General features: G+C 65.9%; 18 protein-coding genes. 6 read left to right on the top strand and 12 right to left on the bottom strand.

The annotated features are described in order from the left end of the window. Positions 1 to 11: 11 nt before the first annotated feature. Positions 12 to 770 (bottom strand): SDR family oxidoreductase, encoded by a 759-nt coding sequence (locus tag C7411_RS35290; RefSeq protein WP_110388765.1) that lies wholly within the window; start codon positions 768 to 770, stop codon positions 12 to 14. A 30-nt stretch (positions 771 to 800) separates the two neighbouring features. Beyond that, the gene (locus C7411_RS35285) at positions 801 to 2240 is read right to left on the bottom strand and encodes an aldehyde dehydrogenase family protein (protein ID WP_110388764.1); all 1440 of its coding nucleotides are present in this window, start codon (positions 2238 to 2240) and stop codon (positions 801 to 803) included. Positions 2241 to 2537: 297 nt separating this feature from the next. Between C7411_RS35285 and ppa the strand changes: the two genes are divergently transcribed. Then, a complete protein-coding gene (gene ppa, locus C7411_RS35280; RefSeq protein WP_110388763.1) occupies positions 2538 to 3065 on the top strand; it encodes an inorganic diphosphatase in 528 nt (175 codons plus the stop codon). Positions 3066 to 3281: 216 nt separating this feature from the next. Here the strand turns inward: ppa and C7411_RS35275 are convergent, their stop codons facing one another. Together C7411_RS35275 and C7411_RS35270 are read right to left on the bottom strand one after the other, a co-directional pair. After that, positions 3282 to 3629 (bottom strand): GIY-YIG nuclease family protein, encoded by a 348-nt coding sequence (locus tag C7411_RS35275; RefSeq protein WP_110388762.1) that lies wholly within the window; start codon positions 3627 to 3629, stop codon positions 3282 to 3284. Positions 3630 to 3717: 88 nt separating this feature from the next. Continuing rightward, entirely contained in the window at positions 3718 to 4890 is a 1173-nt protein-coding gene (locus C7411_RS35270) for a GNAT family N-acetyltransferase (RefSeq protein WP_110388761.1), read from the bottom strand. A 236-nt stretch (positions 4891 to 5126) separates the two neighbouring features. Here C7411_RS35270 and C7411_RS35265 point away from each other — a divergent pair, with 236 nt between their 5' ends. Both C7411_RS35265 and C7411_RS35260 read left to right on the top strand, forming a co-directional pair. Next, positions 5127 to 7229 carry an NAD(+) synthase gene (locus tag C7411_RS35265; protein WP_110388760.1) on the top strand — a complete coding sequence of 701 codons (2103 nt, stop codon included), beginning with the start codon at positions 5127 to 5129 and terminating at the stop codon, positions 7227 to 7229. A 75-nt stretch (positions 7230 to 7304) separates the two neighbouring features. Further along, complete coding sequence (locus C7411_RS35260) at positions 7305 to 7643, top strand: P-II family nitrogen regulator (protein ID WP_110388759.1); 339 nt, start codon at positions 7305 to 7307, stop codon at positions 7641 to 7643. Between the two features lie 199 nt (positions 7644 to 7842). Here the strand turns inward: C7411_RS35260 and C7411_RS35255 are convergent, their stop codons facing one another. The 5 genes from C7411_RS35255 to C7411_RS35235 form a co-directional block, all read right to left on the bottom strand. Then, entirely contained in the window at positions 7843 to 9015 is a 1173-nt protein-coding gene (locus tag C7411_RS35255) for a porin (RefSeq protein ID WP_110388758.1), read from the bottom strand. Positions 9016 to 9594: 579 nt separating this feature from the next. Further along, positions 9595 to 10377, bottom strand: a complete 783-nt coding sequence (locus C7411_RS35250) for an ABC transporter ATP-binding protein (RefSeq protein ID WP_110388757.1) — start codon at positions 10375 to 10377, stop codon at positions 9595 to 9597. Positions 10378 to 10412: 35 nt separating this feature from the next. After that, complete coding sequence (locus C7411_RS35245) at positions 10413 to 11135, bottom strand: ABC transporter permease (protein ID WP_110388756.1); 723 nt, start codon at positions 11133 to 11135, stop codon at positions 10413 to 10415. Between the two features lie 19 nt (positions 11136 to 11154). Beyond that, positions 11155 to 11844, bottom strand: a complete 690-nt coding sequence (locus C7411_RS35240; RefSeq protein WP_110388755.1) for an ABC transporter permease — start codon at positions 11842 to 11844, stop codon at positions 11155 to 11157. A gap of 251 nt (positions 11845 to 12095) precedes the next feature. Next, positions 12096 to 12872, bottom strand: a complete 777-nt coding sequence (locus tag C7411_RS35235; protein WP_110388784.1) for an ABC transporter substrate-binding protein — start codon at positions 12870 to 12872, stop codon at positions 12096 to 12098. A 438-nt stretch (positions 12873 to 13310) separates the two neighbouring features. Between C7411_RS35235 and C7411_RS35230 the strand changes: the two genes are divergently transcribed. Further along, entirely contained in the window at positions 13311 to 14009 is a 699-nt protein-coding gene (locus C7411_RS35230; protein ID WP_110388754.1) for a pirin family protein, read from the top strand. A gap of 117 nt (positions 14010 to 14126) precedes the next feature. Here C7411_RS35230 and C7411_RS35225 read toward each other — a convergent pair whose 3' ends face one another. Next, on the bottom strand, positions 14127 to 14699 hold the full coding sequence (locus C7411_RS35225) for a Spy/CpxP family protein refolding chaperone (RefSeq protein ID WP_110388753.1): 573 nt from the start codon (positions 14697 to 14699) through the stop codon (positions 14127 to 14129). A gap of 234 nt (positions 14700 to 14933) precedes the next feature. Between C7411_RS35225 and C7411_RS35220 the strand changes: the two genes are divergently transcribed. Together C7411_RS35220 and C7411_RS35215 are read left to right on the top strand one after the other, a co-directional pair. Then, positions 14934 to 15665: a response regulator gene (locus tag C7411_RS35220; RefSeq protein ID WP_042271649.1), complete on the top strand. Its 732-nt coding sequence runs from the start codon at positions 14934 to 14936 to the stop codon at positions 15663 to 15665. Beyond that, the gene (locus tag C7411_RS35215; protein ID WP_110388752.1) at positions 15649 to 16965 is read left to right on the top strand and encodes an ATP-binding protein; all 1317 of its coding nucleotides are present in this window, start codon (positions 15649 to 15651) and stop codon (positions 16963 to 16965) included. The genes C7411_RS35220 and C7411_RS35215 overlap by 17 nt, the downstream gene beginning before the upstream one ends. Before the next feature lie 99 nt (positions 16966 to 17064). On the opposite strand, the gene C7411_RS35210 is transcribed toward C7411_RS35215, so the two are convergent. Both C7411_RS35210 and C7411_RS35205 read right to left on the bottom strand, forming a co-directional pair. Beyond that, positions 17065 to 17331 carry a double-stranded DNA-specific endonuclease gene (locus C7411_RS35210; RefSeq protein ID WP_028207711.1) on the bottom strand — a complete coding sequence of 89 codons (267 nt, stop codon included), beginning with the start codon at positions 17329 to 17331 and terminating at the stop codon, positions 17065 to 17067. A 173-nt stretch (positions 17332 to 17504) separates the two neighbouring features. Then, entirely contained in the window at positions 17505 to 19184 is a 1680-nt protein-coding gene (locus C7411_RS35205; RefSeq protein ID WP_110388751.1) for a GGDEF domain-containing protein, read from the bottom strand. Between the last annotated feature and the right edge of the window lie 861 nt (positions 19185 to 20045).

The following is a 20045-nucleotide window of genomic DNA, read 5'->3' as shown; positions in this document are numbered from 1 at the left end:
AGCCACGACAGCTACACGCAGCGCCCGCCATCCACTTCGATGCAGGTGCCGGTGATGAACGCCGCCTCATCCGAGGCGAGATAGAGACACGCGTTGGCCACGTCCTGCGGCGTGGAAAAGCGCCCGAGCGGAATGGTCGCGACGAAGCGCTGGCGGTTCTCGGGCGTGTCGGGCACGCCCATGAACTCCGCCGTGAGCCCCGTATCGCCGATCACGGGATTCACGCAGTTCACGCGGATCCGGTCGGGGCCCAGCTCGGCGGCGAGCGCCTTGCTGGCCACGATCATCGCGCCCTTGCTGCCGTTGTACCAGACGAGCCCTGGCCGGGGGCGGATGCCCGCAGTCGACGCGATATTGACGAATGCGCCGCCGCCGTGCTCGCGAAAGTGCGGCACGAACGCGCGCACGCTCCAGTAGAGGCCCTTCACGTTGACGGCGTACACGCGGTCGAACTCCGCTTCGCTCACTTCGAGCACGGGCTTGTTGCGATGCGTGGTGCCCGCATTGTTGACGACGATCTGCACGCTGCCGAAGTCTTCGATGGCCGCTTCGTGCAGCGCGTGCCAGTCGGCTTCGCGCGTGATGTCCCCCTGCACGGCGATGGCCTTGCCGCCTGCGAGCGCGATCTCGCTCGCCACGCGCCCGGCGGCGTCGCCGTTCAGATCGTTGATGACGACGTTCGCGCCTTCGCGCGCATAAGTCTTTGCAATGCCTTCGCCGAAGCCCGAACCGGCGCCGGTCACGACGGCCGTCTTGCCTTTGAGTCGCATGGTGTCTCCGTTCATGGTTATCGACAGGGTTCAGCCGTGCCGGATGGCAATGGTCTTGAGCACCGTGAAGCCATAGAGCGCTTCGAAGCCTTTTTCGCGCCCGTGTCCCGAGTGCCGCGTGCCGCCGAACGGCAATTCGACGCCGCCGCCCGCGCCGTAGTTGTTGATGAACACCTGGCCCGCGCGCACGCGCCGGGCGAGACGCATCTGGCGCGCGCCGTCGCGCGTCCAGATGCCGGCGACGAGGCCATATGGCGTGCCGTTGGCGAGCGCGAGCGCTTCTTCCTCGCTCTCGAAGGGCATGGCCGCGAGCACCGGGCCGAACACTTCCTCCTGGGCGAGGCGGCTTTGCGGCGGCACGTCGCGCAGGAGCGTCGGGACTTCGTAGAAGCCGCCGCTTGGCGCATCGGCTTCGAGCCTGCCGCTTGCCGCCGTGGCGATGCGGCTCGCGGCCGCCTCGTCGAGAAAGCCGCGCACGCGCTGGCGCTGCTTCTCGTTGATGAGGGGGCCGCAGTCGAGATCGGCACTGGCCGGTCCCACGCGCAGCTTGCCGAACGAAGCGGCGAGCCGGTCGATGAGCGGCTCGTAGGCGCCGCGCTCGATCAGCACGCGGCTGCCCGCCGAACAGGTTTGCCCCGCGTTCTGCACGATTGCGGCGACGAGCACGGGCAGCGCGGCGTCGAGATCGGCATCGGCGAAGACGATTTGCGGCGACTTGCCGCCCAGCTCGAGCGTGACGGGCACATGGTGTTCGGCGGCCATCTGCGCGACGAGCTTGCCCGTGTGCGGCGAGCCCGTGAACGAGATGTGGTCCACGCCGGGATGCGCGCTGAGCGCCGCGCCCGCCTCATGCCCGAGCCCGGTGACGAGGTTGAGCGCGCCCGCGGGCAGACCGGCAACGCGTGCGAGTTCGGCCACGCGCAGCAGCGACACGCAGGCGTCCTCGGCGGGCTTCACCACGCACGCGTTGCCGGTGGCGAGCGCCGCGCCCACGCTGCGGCCGAAGATCTGCATCGGGTAGTTCCAGGGCACGATGTGGCCCGTCACGCCGTGCGGCTCGCGCACCGTGAGCACCGTGTAGCCGCTCTGATAGGGCAACGTTTCGCCGTGCAGCTTGTCGGCGGCGCCGGCGTAGAACTCGAAATAGCGCGCGAGCGCGGCGGCGTCGGCGCGCGCCTGCTTGAGCGGCTTGCCGGTGTCGCGCGCTTCGAGTTGTGCGAGTTCCTCCTTGTGCTGGCCGACGAGGCTCGAGAGCGCGAACAGCACGCGCCCGCGCTCGGCGGCGCTCAGTGCGCCCCAAGGCCCCTCGAAGGCTTTGCGTGCGGCCGTGACAGCCGAGTCGACGTCGGCGGCATTGCCGCGCGCAAGCTGCGCGAAGGGCTGGCCGGTGGAGGGATCGATCGCGGCGAGCGTCTCGCCGCTGGCGGGCGATTGCCATGCGCCGCCGATGAAGTGCTTCGCTTCTTCCATGCATGCGCCTCGTAAATGGGGTGAAACGAGGGAGAGGGAACGCAAAACGGGAAACGCCGCCGGCGCGTGTCTCGAAGCGCCCGGCGATGGGCCGCGGCTGCAGGTCGATTATCGCGCCAATTGCAGGCGCTACGCGCAGGAATTCAGCAGGCGCTTCATCTGCGTGCGGGAAAGCCCTGGGCCGAACTGCCGGCCGCCCTGGCCGATTGGCTATAATGGCGTCCATCCTCCAACGTCCGGTTCTGCGCCGATTTTGCGCGCGAACCGCCGGTTTTCCCTTCTCAACAGAGAGCGCTCATGAGCTTTGCAAATGTCCCCGCCGGCAAGGATCTGCCGCAAGACTTCAACGTGATCATCGAGATTCCCGCGCAAAGCGATCCGGTGAAATACGAAGCCGACAAGGACCTGGGCCTGCTCGTCGTCGACCGTTTCGTCGGCACGGGCATGCGCTATCCCGTGAACTACGGCTTCATTCCGCAGACGCTCTCCGGCGACGGCGACCCGGTCGATGTGCTCGTGATCACGCCGTTCCCGCTGCTGGCCGGCTCGGTGGTGCGCTCGCGCGCGCTCGGCATGCTGCAGATGACCGACGAGTCGGGCGTCGACGCGAAACTGATCGCGGTCCCGCACGACAAGGTCTGCCCGATGACGGCCAACCTCAAGTCGCTCGACGACGTGCCCGAGTACCTGAAGGACCAGATCAAGCACTTCTTCGAGAACTACAAGGCGCTCGAAAAGGGCAAGTGGGTCAAGGTCGAAGGCTGGGTCGGCATCGAAGCCGCCCACAAGGAAATCACCGAAGGCGTGGCGAACTTCAGGAAGTAAATCGCGCATCCGGTTTGATCGAAAACCGCACGTGCCCGCGAGGGCCGTGCGGTTTTTTCATGGAAGCTCGATCAGGGCCTGTGATTAGCGTGAACACGCCCTAACCCACTTCGGCGACGTCGCGCAACTGCGGCCCGCGCAGCATGTCGAGCCGCGCGGGTTTGCCCACGCCGTAGCCCTGCGCGTAGTCCACGCCCATCGCTGCGCGGCGTTTGCTCAATCCGGCGCCGCGGCTTCCGGGGGCGTATCCGGGGACGCTTCCGGGGGCACATCCGGGGGCGTATCCGGGGGCGGCGGGGGCAGGACCGATTCGAGCGTGCGCGCGCCGGCCGCGAGCGCGCGCTTTTCGCGCGGGGTGAGGCGCTTGACCCAGTACTCGGCGCTCGAGGCGCACGCCCGGTCGGCGAACTCGAATTGCGCGAGCACCTGCACTGGCTTGCGCGAGCGCGTGTAGCGCGCGCCCGTGCCGCTCGCGTGCTGGGCGAAGCGGGCGGCGACGTCGATGGCGATGCCCGTGTAGACGCTGCCGTCGGCGCATTCGAGCATGTAGAGGAACCACGGCATAGTTCTGGAAGCGATGATCATGATGGGCGACGGTGTTTCAGGACACACCGCGCACGAGTTTTACGGATGAGTCATGACAACGCGCGAATCACGCACGAAAAGGATTGCGCTCATTGAGCTCGTGCATGTAGGCGTGAATATGGTTCGTCTCGCTTTCGAGAAAGCGCGCGACGGCATCGGAGAATGCCGGATGGGCGAGCCAGTGCGCCGAGCGCGTGGCGGTGGGCAGGAAACCGCGCGCCATCTTGTGTTCGCCTTGCGCGCCGCCTTCGAACACGTCGAGCTTTTCCTCGATGCAGAATTCGAGCGGTTGATAATAAGCGGTCTCGAAGTGCAGGCAGGGCACGTGTTCGAGCGCGCCCCAGTAGCGGCCATAGAGCGTGCCGCCTCGGCCATGCTCACCGCGCTGCCAGACCACGAGCGAACTCGCGATCGGCTTGCCTTCGCGCTCGGCGATCACGAGCAGCAGATTCTCCGGCATCGTCTCGCCGATCATGCGGAAGAAGTCGAGATTCAGGTATGGCGAAGAGAAATGCTCGCGGTAGGTCTGCCGGTAACAGCGGCTAAAGAAACGCCACTCGGTGTCGCTGATGTCTTCGCCGCGCACACGCCGCATCGTGACGCCCGCCTCGTGCACCTTGCGACGCTCCGCGCGGATGTTCTTGCGCTTTTTCTGCTCCAGCGTGGAAAGGAAGTCCTCGAAGTCGCGATAGCCGTCGTTGAGCCAGTGAAACTGCACGCCTTCGCGCTGCATCATGCCGAGGTCGGTCAGCGCCTCGGCGTCTTCGGCGGTCGGAAAGAGCACGTGCAGCGACGAGACATCGGCCTGCTCGGCGAAGGCGAGCAAGGTGGCGGCCAGATGGCGGCGCGCGGTGGCGTCGGCGGCGATCAGGCGCGTGCCCTGCACCGGCGTGAACGGCACGGCGCACAGCAGCTTCGGGTAGTACTCGAGACCGTTGCGCTTGTACGCATCGGCCCAGGCCCAGTCGAACACGTACTCTCCGTACGAGTGGCCCTTGAGATACACCGGCGCGGCGGCGGCGAGGCGGCCCGTGCGCGTGTCGGTGAGCGTGACGAATTGCGCGGCCCAGCCCTCGTTGGGCGTGGTGCAGCGCGTGGCGTCGAGCGCTGCGAAAAATTCGTGGCGCAAAAAGGGCGTGGGCTGCGCCTGGCGTGCGAGCAGCGCGTTCCATTCGGCGGCGTCGACCTCGGACGGTGAGCCGAGGATGCCCGTGCGATAATCGAAATGTTCCTGTTTCATGCGTGCCCGTTGGCGTGGGATGCGGCTTGGGTGGGTCAGCAGCGCCTGCCGCGGCAAACGGTCATGGTAAAGCAAACGTCCCGGGCGGGTGAGGACCGCCGCGTCTCGTTCAGCACGTCAGCCGGGCAGCATCGAGCCGTATCAAGCGATGTCAAGCGGTATCAAGCGGTATCAAGCAGCCCGAACGTCAGAGCGCGCGCTTTCGTGCGCAGCGCGCCCGCCTCAAGGTTATCGAAATGAAAGAGCGCTTCTTCAATCTCTATACGCACGGCTTTGCGCGCGTGGCCGTGGGCGTGCCGCGCTGCCGTGTGGCCGATCCCGCATTCAACGCCGCCCAGACGCTCGCGCTCGCGCGCGAGGCCGCCGCGCAGGGCGCGGCGCTCGTCGCGTTCCCCGAGCTCGGGCTTTCGGCCTATACCTGCGACGACCTGTTCCATCAGCAAGCATTGCTCGACGCCTGCGAGCGCGCGCTCGCGCAGATCGTCGAAGCGTCGGCGGCGCTGCCGCTCGTGATGATCGTGGGTCTGCCGGTGCGCGCGGGGCATTCGCTCTTCAACTGCGCCGCGGTCGTAGCGGGCGGGCGTGTGGCGGGCGTCGTGCCAAAGAGCTTCCTGCCGAACTACGGCGAATTCTACGAGCCGCGCCAGTTCAGCGCCGCCGATAGCGCGAGCACCGACACTGTGCGCCTTGCCGGCGCGGACGTGCCGTTCGGCGCGTCCCTGCTGTTCGAGGTGCCGCAGGTCGCGGGTCTGCGCTTTCACGTGGAGATCTGCGAGGACGTCTGGGTGCCGATTCCGCCGTCGTCGTTTGCGGCGCTCGCGGGCGCTTGCGTGCTCGTCAATCTTTCGGCGTCGAACGTCGTGGTGGGCAAGGCGGGCTACCGGCAGCAGCTGGTGTCGCAGCAGTCGGCGCGTTGTCTCGCCGCGTATCTGTACACCTCGGCGGGCAAGGGCGAATCGACCACCGACATGGCCTGGGACGGCCACGCGCTCGTGTGCGAAAACGGCGAACTGCTCGCGCAATCGGAGCGCTTCTCCGACGACTCGCACCTCATCTTCGCCGATGTCGATCTCGCGCGGCTGCAGCAGGAGCGTATCCGCCAGACCACGTTCGGCGATTCGATCCGCCGCCACGCCGATGAAGTCGCGAAATTTCGCGTGATTGCATGCGAGCTGGCGGGCGAGGGCGCCTGGCAGCGCGATACGCTCGCGCTCTCGCGCCGCGTGGAACGGTTCCCTTATGTGCCGGCCGATCCGAAACGGCGCGACGAGCGCTGCAACGAGGTCTACAACATCCAGGTGCAGGCGCTCGTGCAGCGGCTTTCGCAGGCGGGCATCCAGAAGGTGGTGATCGGCGTTTCGGGCGGCCTCGACTCCACGCATGCATTGCTCGTATGCGCGAAGGCGATGGATCGCCTCGGGCTGCCGCGCGCGAACATCCTCGCGTACACCATGCCCGGGTTCGCCACGAGCGAGCGCACGCTGCGCCAGGCGCGCGAACTGATGGCGCTCGTGGGCTGCACGGCGCGCGAAATCGACATTCGCCAGAGCTGCATGCAGATGCTCGAAGACCTCGGCCATCCGTACTCGGAAGGCAAGGCAACCTACGACATCACTTTTGAAAACGTGCAGGCCGGCGAGCGCACGAATCACCTGTTCCGCCTCGCCAACTTCAACCATGCGATCGTGATCGGCACGGGCGATCTCTCCGAACTCGCGCTCGGCTGGTGCACATACGGAGTGGGCGACCACATGTCGCACTACAACGTGAATGCGAGCGTGCCGAAAACGCTCATTACGCACCTTGTGCGCTGGGTGGCTGAAACGGGCCAGATTGGCCAGAACGGCGAGAGCGGCCGCGACGTGCTCGAAGCGATTCTCGCCACCGACATCAGCCCGGAGCTGATCCCCGGCAAGTCCGATGGCGCGCCCGAGCAGAAAACCGAAAGCACGATCGGCCCCTACGAGTTGCAGGACTTCAACCTGTACTACACGCTGCGCTTTGGCTTCGCGCCTTCGAAGGTCGCGTTCCTCGCGCGCCACGCGTGGGGTGACCGCGAAGCGGGCGCATGGCCCGAGAATGCGAAGGTCGCGCGCAATCAGTACGATCTCGCGTCGATCAAGCGCAATCTGCGAATTTTTCTCGACCGCTTTTTCCGGCAGAGCCAGTTCAAGCGCACCTGCATTCCGAATGCGCCGAAGATCGGCTCGGGCGGCTCGCTCTCGCCGCGCGGCGACTGGCGCGCGCCCAGCGATTCGGAGTCGGCGGTCTGGCTCGCCGATCTGGAGCGCGTGCCCGATGAAGCGGGCGCGGCGCCTGCGGGCAAGCCCTCGGCGTGAGCCCGGGCCGCACAGCGTAGAATCCCGATAGGTTCCGAAATTTCCGACAAATCCGATAACGAGACGAGGTTCGCCATGAAACGCATTACTGCCGTGATCAAACCGTTCAAGCTCGACGAAGTGCGCGAGGCGCTCGCCGAAGTGGGCCTCACGGGCCTGACCGTCACGGAGGTCAAGGGCTTCGGCCGCCAGAAGGGCCACACGGAGCTTTACCGCGGCGCCGAATACGTGGTCGACTTTCTGCCGAAAGTGAAGATCGAGGTGGTGGTCGCAAGCGGCCAGGCCGACCAGGTGATCGACGCGATCGTCGGCGCGGCGCGCACCGGCAAGATCGGCGACGGCAAGATCTTCGTGACCGACGTGGAGCGCGTGATCCGCATCCGCACGGGCGAGGAAAACGAAGCGGCGGTTTGAGGCCGCCTGCGTTGCACGACCGGCCCCCGGAGTCCACGCAGCACCGCATGCACCAATAGAAAAGGGGACGGCGCCGCTTGCGCGGTCCGTCCCCAGCATAAAAAACGGTGCGATACCCTTTCGGACATCGCACCGATACGCGCCTCTCGCAGCAGCGTGAAAACGTCGATGTAGCTGTTCTTTCTACACTCGCTTCGAATTAGAACGAGTGCTGGATACCTGCGTACACGCCCACCTGGCTGTGGCCCGGGAGCGGGTTGGTCGTGCTTGCAGCCGTACCGAAGTTGTTGGCGTTCAGACCGAAGTTGGCCGTCTTGCTGTTCTGCACCGTGCCAGCCTGGATGTCGAGCAGCGTGCGCTTGGACAGGTTGTACGAGCCGCCGATCGTGTACAGCGTGGCGTTGCCGCCGCCGTTGTTCGCATTGACGTGGTAGACCGCTGCGATCAGCGCGGCAGCCGGCGTCATTTGCCACGTCACACCGCCCCATTCGTGGTCGAGCGTGGTCGGCTGGCCGATGATGCCAGGGTTCATGCCCGACGAACGGATGGCTTCGTAGCCGCCCTGGATCTTGAACGCGCCGAGGAACACGTTGAACATGGCCATGTAGTCACGCGAGTACGCGAACACGCCATTGCCGTTAGCTTGCGTCGCGCCGATCGGCTTCGTGCTGCCGTCGAGCGGGCTGTAGATGCCGCCCAGCTGACCGTTGTCCGGATTGCGGATTTCGTCATACAGACCGCGGATCTGGAACAGCGAGCTCGTGTACGTGAGCTGCAGACCCGCTTCGCGGCCCTGGTTCGTCGAGCCGTTGCCGTTCCAGTTCGTCGCGTTCGAGAACGCGTACTGGCCGTACACGTCGAAGCCCATCCAGTTCGGCGACTGGTACGAAATGTTGTTGCTCGATTGCGGCCAGTTGCGGCCACGGACCATCGAAGCCGACGACCAGTTCGACTGACCGAACGGGTCGAAGTCCCAAATGCCGTTGGAGATGAACAGCATGCGGCCAGCGAGCAGCGTACCGAACTGGTCGTTCGCGATACCGACAGTCGCCCAGCGATTCCAGAGCGAGCCGGCCGAGCCGAGCGAGCCGTTCGCGGTGCTGAAGCTGCCTTCCAGGTGGAACAGAACCTTGTTGCCGCCACCGATGTCTTCAACGCCCTTCATGCCCCAGAGGCTGGTGCCCCAGTAGCCGCTTTCGAGCTGAACCTGGCTGGAGCCGTGGGTGGCCTGACCGTTCGCGCCGGTGCCCGCACCGATGCCGTTCATATAGGCCACACCGATGTCGAGGCGGCCGTAGAGCGTGACGCTGCTTTGCGCATGCGCGATCACGCCAGCCGACATCAATGCTGCGGCGAGTAATGCTTTCTTCATCTTCTCCTCCATACCCTGTCAAAGAGTCAACCTTAGTACTGCGAAAGACGTCCGTGCGCTTGGCGGCGCTGCGAACAGAAATCGTCGCGTGAGGGAGAATTACCCCGAGGACCGGCGTACGGGCTGGTGCCGCTGCATAACCCGGGCTGGGTCGTCTTGCAGATCCCCTGGTTGACTGGCATCTCCCGTTCTTTTTGAAGTGAAACTACTTTTAATGAACTTTGTTTTGCTACTTTGGTTACTAATTTAGCAAAAAAGGTCCGCGCTGGCGAACTAATTCGTGCTCGCACCCCAGGGTGTCGTCAAATTGCAATATGGCCTTCCTGGATGGTGGTCAGAGAGGTACTACAAATAGGTCGGAAGCCTGACGGAATAAGGGACTCACGTCGATTGAATGGCCGGGTTCAGGATTGCCACTATTGACGAGAGATTTCACAAGGAGTAATGCAAAAAACGCCGTTTTTGGGCATAAACGGGCGGCTTTTCGCGGGTAAAAGGCGAAAAAGGAAAAGGCGCCGTAAGCGCCTTGTAAAACTACTTTTACTACATCGCCGAAAGGCGGCGACTCGATGGGTCGTCTTACTTGAGGCTGCCTGAAAGAAACTGGCGCAGGCGCTCGCTTTTCGGATTGGCGAATACCTCGGCCGGCTGGCCTTCCTCCTCCACGAGTCCCTTGTGCAGGAACATGACGTGGTTCGAAACGTTGCGCGCGAAACCCATTTCGTGCGTGACCACGATCATCGTGCGGCCTTCCTCGGCGAGCTTCTGCATGACCTTGAGCACTTCGCCCACGAGTTCGGGGTCGAGCGCCGAGGTCGGCTCGTCGAACAGCATCACGTCGGGGTGCATGGCGAGCGCGCGGGCAATCGCCACGCGTTGCTGCTGACCGCCCGAGAGGTGCGAGGGATACTGCTTTTCCACGCGCGGCGCGAGCCCGACCTTCTCCAGATAGGTGCGCGCGCGATCTTCGGCTTCCTTGCGCGGCAGACCCAGCACGTGCACCGGCGCCTCGATCACGTTTTCGAGCACCGACATGTGCGACCACAGGTTGAAGTGCTGGAACACCATGGCGAGCTTGGTGCGCACGCGCTGGAGCTGCTTCGCGTCGGCGGGGTGCAGCGCGCCCGTGCGCTTGTCCGCGCGCGTGGCGACTTCCTCGCCATCCACCACGATGCGCCCTTCGTTGGGCTGCTCGAGGAAGTTGATGCAACGCAGCATCGTGCTCTTGCCCGAACCGGACGAGCCGATCACGCTGATCACGTCGCCTGCATTGGCTTTCAGGGACACGCCCTTGAGGACTTCGTTGTCGCCGTACTTCTTGTGGATGGAGTCGACGAACAGCTTCTGCTTCTGGGAATTCATCAATTGACCTTTATGGCGTGAACACGCCCCGGGGCTCACTTGCCTTGCGGTCGCAGGTAGGCGAGCCAGCGGTGCTCGGCGCGGCGGAACAGCCACACGAGCGTGAAAGAAATGATCAGGTACAGCAGGGCGGCGATGCCGAATGCGCCGAACGACTGATACGTCGCCGAGTTCACGTCGCGCGCGATCTTCAGGATGTCCGGCACGGTAGCCGTGAAGGCCACGGTCGTTGCGTGCAGCATCAGAATGACTTCGTTGCTGTAGTAGGGCAGGGCGCGGCGCAGCGCCGAAGGCAGGATCACGCGGCGGTACAGCGTGAATTGCGACATGCCGTAAGCGCGCGCGGCCTCGATCTCGCCGTAGGGTGTCGCCTTGATCGCGCCCGCGAAGATTTCAGTGGTGTACGCGCAGGTGTTCAGCGTGAACGCAAGCAGCGTGCAGTTCATGCCGCTGCGGAAGAACGCGCTGGTGAGTTCGTGGTTGCGCACGATCTCGAGGCTGTAGAGGCCCGTGTAGCACAGCAGCAACTGCACGTAGAGCGGCGTGCCGCGGAAGATGTACGTGTAGAGCCACACGAGCCCGGCGAGCCACTTCTTCTTCGACACGCGAGCCACGGCGAGCGGCACCGAGAGGCAGAAGCCGAGTCCGATCGAGACGACGAGCAGCCACAGGGTGATGGCCACGCCGCTGAAATGGTAGCCGTCGGAGAAGAGGTAGTTGCGCCAGTATTGCTGGATCAGTTGGACGAAGTCTTGCATGGTCTTGGCCTCGTGCGATTCAGAGATCCGCCTTGCGCACTCCGGTGGAGTAGCGTTTGTCGAGATACATCAGCACGAAGTTGGAGACCGTGGTGATGACGAGATAGATCGCGCCGGCGAGCAGCGTGAAGAAGAAGAAGCGCAGCGTGCCCTTGCCGGCGTCCTGGCTTGCCTTCACGACGTCGGCGAGGCCGATGATCGAGACGAGCGCCGTGGACTTCACGAGCACCTGCCAGTTGTTGCCGATGCCGGGCAGCGCGAAGCGCATCATCTGCGGGAACATGATGCGCGCGAACACCTGCCAGTTCGTCATGCCGTAGGCGTGGCCCGCTTCGAGCTGGCCGCGCGGCACCGCGAGGAACGCGCCGCGGAACGTCTCGGTGAAGTACGCGCCATAGATGAAGCCGAGCACGACCACGCCCGCGAGGAACGGATCGATGTCGATCTGATCCCAGCCGAGCATGTCGGTGAGGTCGTTCAGCCAGATCTGGATGCTGTAGAAGAGCAGCAGCATGAGCACGAGATCGGGCACACCGCGAATGAGCGTGGTGTAGAGCGTGCCCGCGCCGTGCGCGACGCGGTTTTTGGAGAGCTTGGCCGCCGCGCCGATCAGCCCGAGCACGAACGAGAGCGCGAGCGACAGCACGGCGAGCTTGACGGTCTGCCAGGTGCCGGCGAGGATCAGCGGGCCGTAGCCTTGAAGAAACATGGGCGAGTCCTTGTCGGTGCGTTTCCCACACCGCGAAAGGCGCGGCGCTTGTTTGCCGCGGTTCAAATCCGTTCATGGCCGCGCGTTTTTGCCTGTTCGCGCGGCCGATGCGATTGCGCTCGTGAGCGCGCCTGTGACTGTATACGAAGCCCGGTGGCGGTCTATCGGGGAGCCCCCGGCTTTCACGTGTCCTGGCGCGAGGCGCGAGCGGTGGTGTCTCGTTGTTTATTTACCTGCGTGTGCTTCCCCGTTCACTTGCCTTTGTAGATATCGAAGTCGAAGTACTGCTTCGCGATCCTGTCGAACGTACCGTCGGCATGAATCGCGGCCAGCGCCGTGTTGAACTTCGCCTTGAGGTCGGCGTCGTCCTTGCGCAGGCCGATCGCGGTGCCGTCGCCGATCGTCGCCGGATCTTCGACTTCCGGGCCGGCCCACGCGAAGCCCTTGCCGCGCGGCGTTTTCAGGAAGCCGAAATCCGCCTGGACCTCGTCTTGCAGCGTGGCGTCGAGGCGCCCGGCGATCAGATCCTGGTAGACCTGATCCTGATTCTGGTACGAGATCACGTTCACGCCCTGCGGCGCCCAGTGCGCCTTTGCGTACGCTTCCTGGGTCGAGCCCTGCTCGACGCCCACGTTCTTGCCCTTGAGCGAAGCCGGCGTGGGCAGAAGCGGCGAGCCTGCGCGCGCGAGCATGCGTGCGGGCGCATCGAACATCTTCGCGGAATAGTCGATTCTCCGGGCCCGCTGCGGCGTGATGGTCAGCGACGACACGATCGCGTCGAACTTGCGGGCCTTGAGCGCCGGGATGATGCCGTCGAGGTCGTTCTCGACCCAGACGCACTTCACGTTCATGCGCGCGCACAGGGCTTTCGTGAGGTCGACATCGAAGCCGACGATCTGTCCGTTCGGCGCTTTGGATTCGAACGGCGCATAGCTGGCATCCACGCCGATGCGCACGGTTTTCCACTCTTTGGCGGCGGCGCTGCCCGCGATCAGGGCGAGCGCCACGCACACTGCAAACTTCTTCATCATTCTCCTGTCGAGCCGGAGCGAGTGCCCTTTTAGCACTGACTCCGTCCCATGCGCGGCTGATACGGTCGGCGCGCCGCGGTAAGGGGCGCGGCCGACGCAAGGCGGACCGGCTCAGGGCCGTTGGCCGCCATTCTAGGCGATCAAAAATCCGGGTCGGAAAGCGCGACGCACTGCGGCCCCCGCGCCAGCACCAGCGCGCGCTGGCGGGGCGGGACAGGCCGCCACGGGGTGCCCACCCCGGTCCGTCTGGCTCGCGCTGGCCGAAAAGCGCGGTATTTTACCCGAAGCCGGAGGACGTGCGGGTCTGGCACAGGGCGGCGCCGGCAGCGCAGCCATTGATGTTGCTGGCGAAACGATGCGGTGCGCCGCTGCGGATTGTGCAAGCGGGCCGCCGCCCTTACCTTCGGACATCGACATGATTGAGCGGAGATTGCCATGCTGACTATCCGACGCGCCGACGAACGCGGCCACGCCAACCACGGCTGGCTCGACTCGTACCACAGCTTTTCGTTTGCCGACTATTTCGACGAAGCGCATATGCACTATGGCGCGCTGCGAGTGCTCAACGACGACCGTATCGCGGGCGGCCGGGGCTTCGGCGCGCACGGCCACCGCGACATGGAGATCGTGACCTATGTGCTTTCCGGCGCGCTCGCACACCGCGACAGCATGGGCAACGGCTCGACCATCCGGCCCGGCGACGTGCAGCGCATGAGCGCCGGCACTGGCGTCATGCACAGCGAGTTCAACGGCTCGAAGGAAGAGGAAGCACACCTGCTGCAGATCTGGCTGCTCCCGCGCGAGCGTGGCGGGGCGCCTGGCTACGAGGAAAAGCGCTTCGACGACGCCGACAAGCGTGGGCGGCTGCGTCTCGTCGCCTCGCCCGACGGGCGCGACGGCTCGGTGACCGTGCAGTCGGACGCCTCGATCTATGCGGCCCTCGTGGACGGCGAGGAGCGCGTCGAGTATGCGGTGCCCGCCGGGCGGCGCGTCTATCTGCATGTGGCGCGCGGCGCGCTGGACGTGAACGGCCAGCGCCTCGAAGCCGGCGATGCCGCAATGATCGAGGCCGAGGCGGAGGTCGCGCTCGCGAGGGGTGCAGCGGCCGAAGTGCTGCTGTTCGATCTCGCCTGAGCCGTTGACCGGCGGCGGCCGGCAACCGCCCGCGCCATGAAAAAAGCGCCGCGGGGTGCGAATCCCGCGGCGCTTTGTCGTGTGTGCATTGTCGCGTGTATTGCGCGCGTGTACCGGTTACTGCTGCGCGGCCGGTGCCGAAGCGTCGCCCTTGTGGTGCTGCTCCCAGCGCTCGCGCATCTGCTCGTGGCGCTGCTCCATCTTCGCGAAGCGCGCCTTGATCGCCGTGCTCACGGTCGTCTTCTGCTGGTCGTTCAGGCCGTTGTAGAAGGCGAGCCACGCTTGCGTGGTTTGCTCGCGCAGCTGCTGGTTCTGCTGCTCGACCTGCTCGTGCGCCGTGTGCATGGCGTTCAGGTCGAGGATCGGCTGGTTCTTCATCGCATCGAACTGCTGCTTCATCTGTTCATGATTCTTGCGCATGGCCTGGCCGTTCTGCTTCATCGTGTCGAGTGCGGCCTGCCATTGCTTTTCCTGCGCGGCGTTCAGGTTCAGCTTGTCGTGCAGTTGCCTGAAGCCGAGCATGAAGTCGCCGTGCATGCCGGGACCGCCATGCATGCCCGGACCGCCGTGCATCATGCCGGGGCCGCCGGGGGGCGGGGGCGAGGTCTGGGCGTTGGCGGCGGTGGCGCCCACGGTGAGCGCGAGCGAGGCGGCGGCGATGGCGAGAAGGCGCGAAGTCGTCTTGTACATGGTGATGCTCCTGACAAATCCATGAGGGTTTTATCCGGTCTGGCGCGGCGCTTTCCGAAAGTCGTGGCGCTCGCAACCGGTGTCCCCAGCGTATCGACCCGGCAGACAGGGCGTGTTACGCGGCGGGTCGCCGAGATTACGCGACATTACACGGGCCTTTCGCGGTAACACCTCGTAACCCGGCTGCAAGCGCTGTAAGCAAACGGCCCGTGCGCGCGCGCTACACTTCATCCCATGGCTACTCAAATCCTTGTCGTCGACGACGACCTCGAACTACGCGACCTCCTGCGCGACTATCTCGCGCGCCAGGGCATGGAAGTCTCGGTGCTGCACGACGCCGGCTCGCTGGAGCGGCGGCTCGAGCGCGAGCGCCCGGACCTGATCGTGCTCGACCTGATGATGCCGGGCGTGGACGGCCTGACCGCGCTGCGCAAGCTGCGCGCAGCCGGCGACGACATCCCCGTGATCATGCTCACGGCGCGCGCGGACGACGTGGACCGCATCGTCGGCCTCGAACTCGGCGCGGACGACTACCTCGGCAAGCCGTTCAACCCGCGCGAGCTGCTCGCGCGCGTGCAGGCGGTCCTGCGCCGGCGCCGCACCGTGCCTTCGGCAGCGGCGCCCGAGCAGCGCGAGCCGTACGCGTTCGGCCGCTTCACGCTCGACTTCCAGTCGCGCACGCTGCAGCAGGAAGGCAAGCCCATCATGTTGTCGGGCAGCGAGTTCGCGCTCCTGAAGATCTTCGTGAATTACCCCATGCGTACGCTGACGCGCGAGCGTCTGCTGGAATTGCTGCACGGCCCCGAGTATGACGGCACCGACCGCGGCATCGATGTGCAGGTGTGGCGTCTGCGGCGCATTCTCGAGAGCGATCCGTCCACCCCGCGCTTCATTCAGACCGTACGCGGGCGCGGCTACGTGTTCGTTCCCGACGGAGAGCAGGGCAACCATGCGCCGGCCAGTTGATTCACTGTTCGGGCGCCTCGCGGTCATCTTCATCGGCGTTCTGCTGGTGTCGCACGTCGCCTGGTTCACGCTCATGCGCGTCGAACACAATCAGATGCAAACGCGCTACGCCGTCGAGGAAGCGACCTTCCTCGTCGACGCCGTGCGCCAGCACGTCGAGCGCGAGCCCGACCAGCCGCTGCCTTCGCGCGTGCAACTCGTCGATCCGGCGAGTCCCGCCGTGCCGCCGGCCACCGCACGCATGCCCGAGCCGCTGCGCCGTTTCATCGACGACGTGCGCGAGCGCATGCCGCCTGGCACCGACGTACGCATCGGGCTGCCTGGCGGGCCGCCCACGCTTTGGGTGCGCGGGCCGCAGGACGCCCGCTGGATCGTCCTGCCGGGCCAGCCGCTGCGCATCATGCGGCCGCTCGACAAGTTTCTGCCTTGGGTCATCACCATTTTCGCCACCGCCGTCATCGCTGCGCTCGTGGGCGCGTGGATGCTGCAGCAGCCGCTGAGCGCGCTCGCACAGGCCGTGGGACGCTTTGGACGCGGCGAGCCCGTGCCGCCCGTGCCCGAGCGCGGGCCGCGCGAGCTGCGTCAGCTCACGCTGGGCTTTAACCAGATGGTCAAGCAAGTCGAGCGCACGGAGAAAGACCGCGCCGTCATGCTGGCGGGCGTTGCGCACGATCTCAAGACGCCGCTTGCCCGGCTGCGCCTGCGCGCCGAAATGATGGACGAGCAAAAGGTGCGCGACGGCGTCGTGCGCGACGTCGAGTCGATGGCGCACATCGTCGACCAGTTCCTCGTATTTGCGCACGACGGCGCCGACCGCAGCGAGCCCGTCGAGGTCGACGACCAGTGCGAGCGCATCGCGCGCAACCACCGCACGGCGAGCGGGGAGGCGATTGCGATCGAAACGCATCTGCGCGCGGGTCCGGAGTTTCGTCTGCCCGCAGCCACGCTCGAGCGCGTGGTTTCGAACCTGCTCGACAACGCGCATGCGTATGGCGCACCGCCCGTCGTGATCGAGAGTGGACGCGGCCCGACGAGTTTTTCGCTCACCGTGCGCGACCACGGCAAGGGCATTGCCGACCAGGATCTGACGCAGGCGAGCCGGCCGTTCGTGCGCCTCGATCCTGCGCGCGGCGGCAACGGCCACAGCGGCCTCGGCCTCGCGATCGTCGAGCGGCTCGTGCGCCGCGCGGGCGGCGAACTCTCGATCGGCAACGGCGAGAGCGGCGGCCTCGCGGTGCGCATGACGTTTGCGTTCGACGTGGTGGAGCGCACCGTGTCCGAGGCGGCGCAGATCTGGTAAATCGCGTTTGAATGGCCGGATGGGCGTGAGCGGACGTTCGGCCCGAAGGCGCCGCCTCAGCGACGCCGCGTTCATCCAGACGAGGTCGGGCGCAGTCTCTCAGGCCGTGAAGAGCGTGTCGAGTGCGGCGGCGGCCTCGTTGTCCACCGTGTTGTAGGTCACGGTGTCGGCTTCGAAGATGTAGTGCGTGGTGTACTTGCCGAGGCGGGCAAGAATCTCTTCCTGAATCAGCTCGGGCGTGGCGTCGAGTTTCAGATACCACGCGGTCGATGACAGGCGCGTCTGGAACGCGCCGTACTCGACCATCAACTGGTCGAACGCGAGCGCGTCCTGATCGCGGCAGACAATGACCAGATTTCCCTTCATGCATGCCTCCAGATTTGTGCGGAACACCGAAGTGGCGCGGTTTGACTCATGCGCCCCTTATGGACTGGCGCGCACCGTTCGCCCCATGATACCGCGCCTCGCCGGTTGAGCCGGGCGAGCCCCGCAGCCTGGCACGGGCATCCTGTGACTGATCGCGCAAGCGGGTTGTGCGCTCACCAGGTCGGCGCCGCGGCGCGCGGCGGCACGACGCCCTCGGCCGTCATGGCCTCGCAACGGTCGCGCCCGGCCGCCTTCGCCATATAGAGCGCGAGGTCGGCGCGGCTCATCAGACGCTCGGGCTGATCCTGCGCGGCCGCAAGTTCGGTCACGCCGATGCTCACGCTCACGCTCGCTTGCTCGGGCAGTTCCACGCAAATGCGTTTGCCTACCTGCTCGCGCAGGCGGTCGAGCACGACGAGGCCCGTGGCGAGCGAGGTCGAGGGAAGCAGGATGCCGAACTCCTCGCCGCCCAGGCGTCCGACGGCGTCGTCGGCGCGCAGTTCGGCGCGGCAGGTCTCCACGAAATGCTGGAGCGCGCGGTCGCCCGCCGGGTGGCCGAAGCGGTCGTTGATCTGCTTGAAGTAGTCGAGGTCGGCAATCGCCATGCACAGCGGTTTGCCTGCCGCATAGGCCGTGTCGATCTCGTGGCGCAGCAGGTCGAGGAAGTAGCGCCGCGAAAGTGCGCCGGTCAGGGCGTCGTGGCGCGCCTCGGCGGCGAGCAGGGCGTTCGCGGCCTGCAACTGCCCGGCGAGATCGCGGCTCGCGTGGTGCAGACGCCGCTCGCGTACCCACGAGACCGAGATTACCGCCGCGAGCGCTGCGGTGCCCGCGAGCGTGAGGAAAATGAGAAGCCGGTCGCGCCGATGGTTCGCGATCAGCTCGGACCACGCATTGACCGGATCCACGAGGTGCGCCGAGAGCCCGGAGTTCAGACCGCCGCGCTGTTCGTAGAGGGCAGGCGCGCGTTGGTCCGGCAACCCGATCATTTGCGCGGCGTCGGCCCGCGGGACCCACGGCGCCTCGTTCAACGCGGCCTTCGATGCCGGGCGCAGATCGAGCGGCGCGAAGCGCTCGCGCAGATAGGTGTTCACGCGGTCTACCGCGTTCATTTCGGCCACGTGCGAGCCCGGCAGGGCGCGTCCTTCGAGCGCGCTGTCATGGGCCATGATGATGACGCCATTGTTGTCCGCGACGAAGGTGCCCGGGTGAGCGACCCAGTGGCGCAGCCGGGCGATGCTGACCCTCGCGACCACGGCGCCGACCAGCAGGCCGTCGTCATAGGCGGGTGCAGCGACGAAAATGCCGGGCTCGCCGCTTGCCGTGCCCACGCCATAGGCTTCGGAGAACGCCCCGAGCAGCGTGTCGTTCAGATAGGCGCGCGGACGCATGTCCACGCCGACGTAGGAGATTTTTTCGAGCGCATTGCTCGACGCGATGCAGATGCCATTCGCGTTCACGAGCCAGATTGCATCGAGCCCGGAGAAGCCCTGGGCGTCGTGGAGAAAGCGGTCGACCCCGGCGAGCGCCGGCACGCCTTGCAGCGCCTTGCGCCGCGCCAGTTCCGTCGAACCGCTCGACGCGGCATAATGCGCGGCCCCGGTGAGCGCCTGCTGGACGACGCGGGTTTCGGCCATCGTCGCCGGAATGGCGCGCGACATGGCGAGGTCGCTGGCGATCACTTCGGCCATGTTGTCCACCACCGAGCGCATCACCTGGCGTTGTGCGGCGAGCGCGGCCTCGAACTCCTGGCGGACCATGCGGTCCGCGAGCCAGTTGGCCGCCGCCCAGCAGACGAGCGCGACCACCACGACCCCGAGGGGTCCGGCTGCCTGACGCAAGAGTCTCCTGTTCATCGGCCTTCTGGTGCGTGACTGGTATGGAGGTGTGGTTATTGGCGCCCCTGGGTGTCGGAGCGCCATTGACGGAGCGTGTCGATTTTACCCCTCGAACTGGGCTGGCGAACCCGCTCCCGAAGCGTCCACACGGGGTCGCGAGGTGATGCGAGCCGGCGGCAGCGCGAGCGAGGGACGCCAACATGCAAGGCGCATGCCGTCAGCACGGCCATACGCGGCGATGAGCGGCGATGAGCGGGGCGCAAGCGTGGCCGGAGCGGTGTCGTGCGCGAAGTTCGCGCGAGAGCCGGCATGTGGCGCGCAAGCGACGCCCACTGGCGTTAGCGGCCCGAATGAGGCAGGAGTTGGGGAAAGCGCGGCGTCGTCGTGTCATCAAGGCGTCATCGATGCGTCATCACGATGACGTGCAGAGGCCGCCCGCGGCGTGTTCCGGAAGGTCTCCAGAAGGCCGGCGAAAGCGTGTCGAAAGCCCGTCTGGTCTGGCTTTCGCGACGCGCCGGGGCGCGGTTGTGAGTGTCATCAAGGTTGTAGTAGTGTCGTGCCGTTTCACTCGAGGCAAGCCCAGCCGCCAGCCGCCAGTTGCAACGACGGCGCGGGCGGTGCGTACCGCCGCGGCATCGCCGCCGTGTCATCAACGCCAACAAAATTCTCTGTCCATGCGCCTTGCCTTTGTCGATCCGCCATCCCCGCAGCGTGTGCAACGCCTGTCCAGCGGCACGGGCGCCACGTCGTCCGCCTTTCCGAAACCCGGCGCGGAGGGCGTCTGAATGGAGTTCAGCTTCAACCTGAACCGCACGGCCAACGCCTCGGCGTGGCGCGTGCTGCCCAATCGCTGGGACTTCGTGGCGTTCCCGCTGATGA

It is taken from the genome of Paraburkholderia silvatlantica, from assembly GCF_003096715.1.
Classification (GTDB): Bacteria; Pseudomonadota; Gammaproteobacteria; order Burkholderiales; family Burkholderiaceae; genus Paraburkholderia; species Paraburkholderia silvatlantica.
This window is presented reverse-complemented; position numbering and strand designations above follow the sequence as displayed.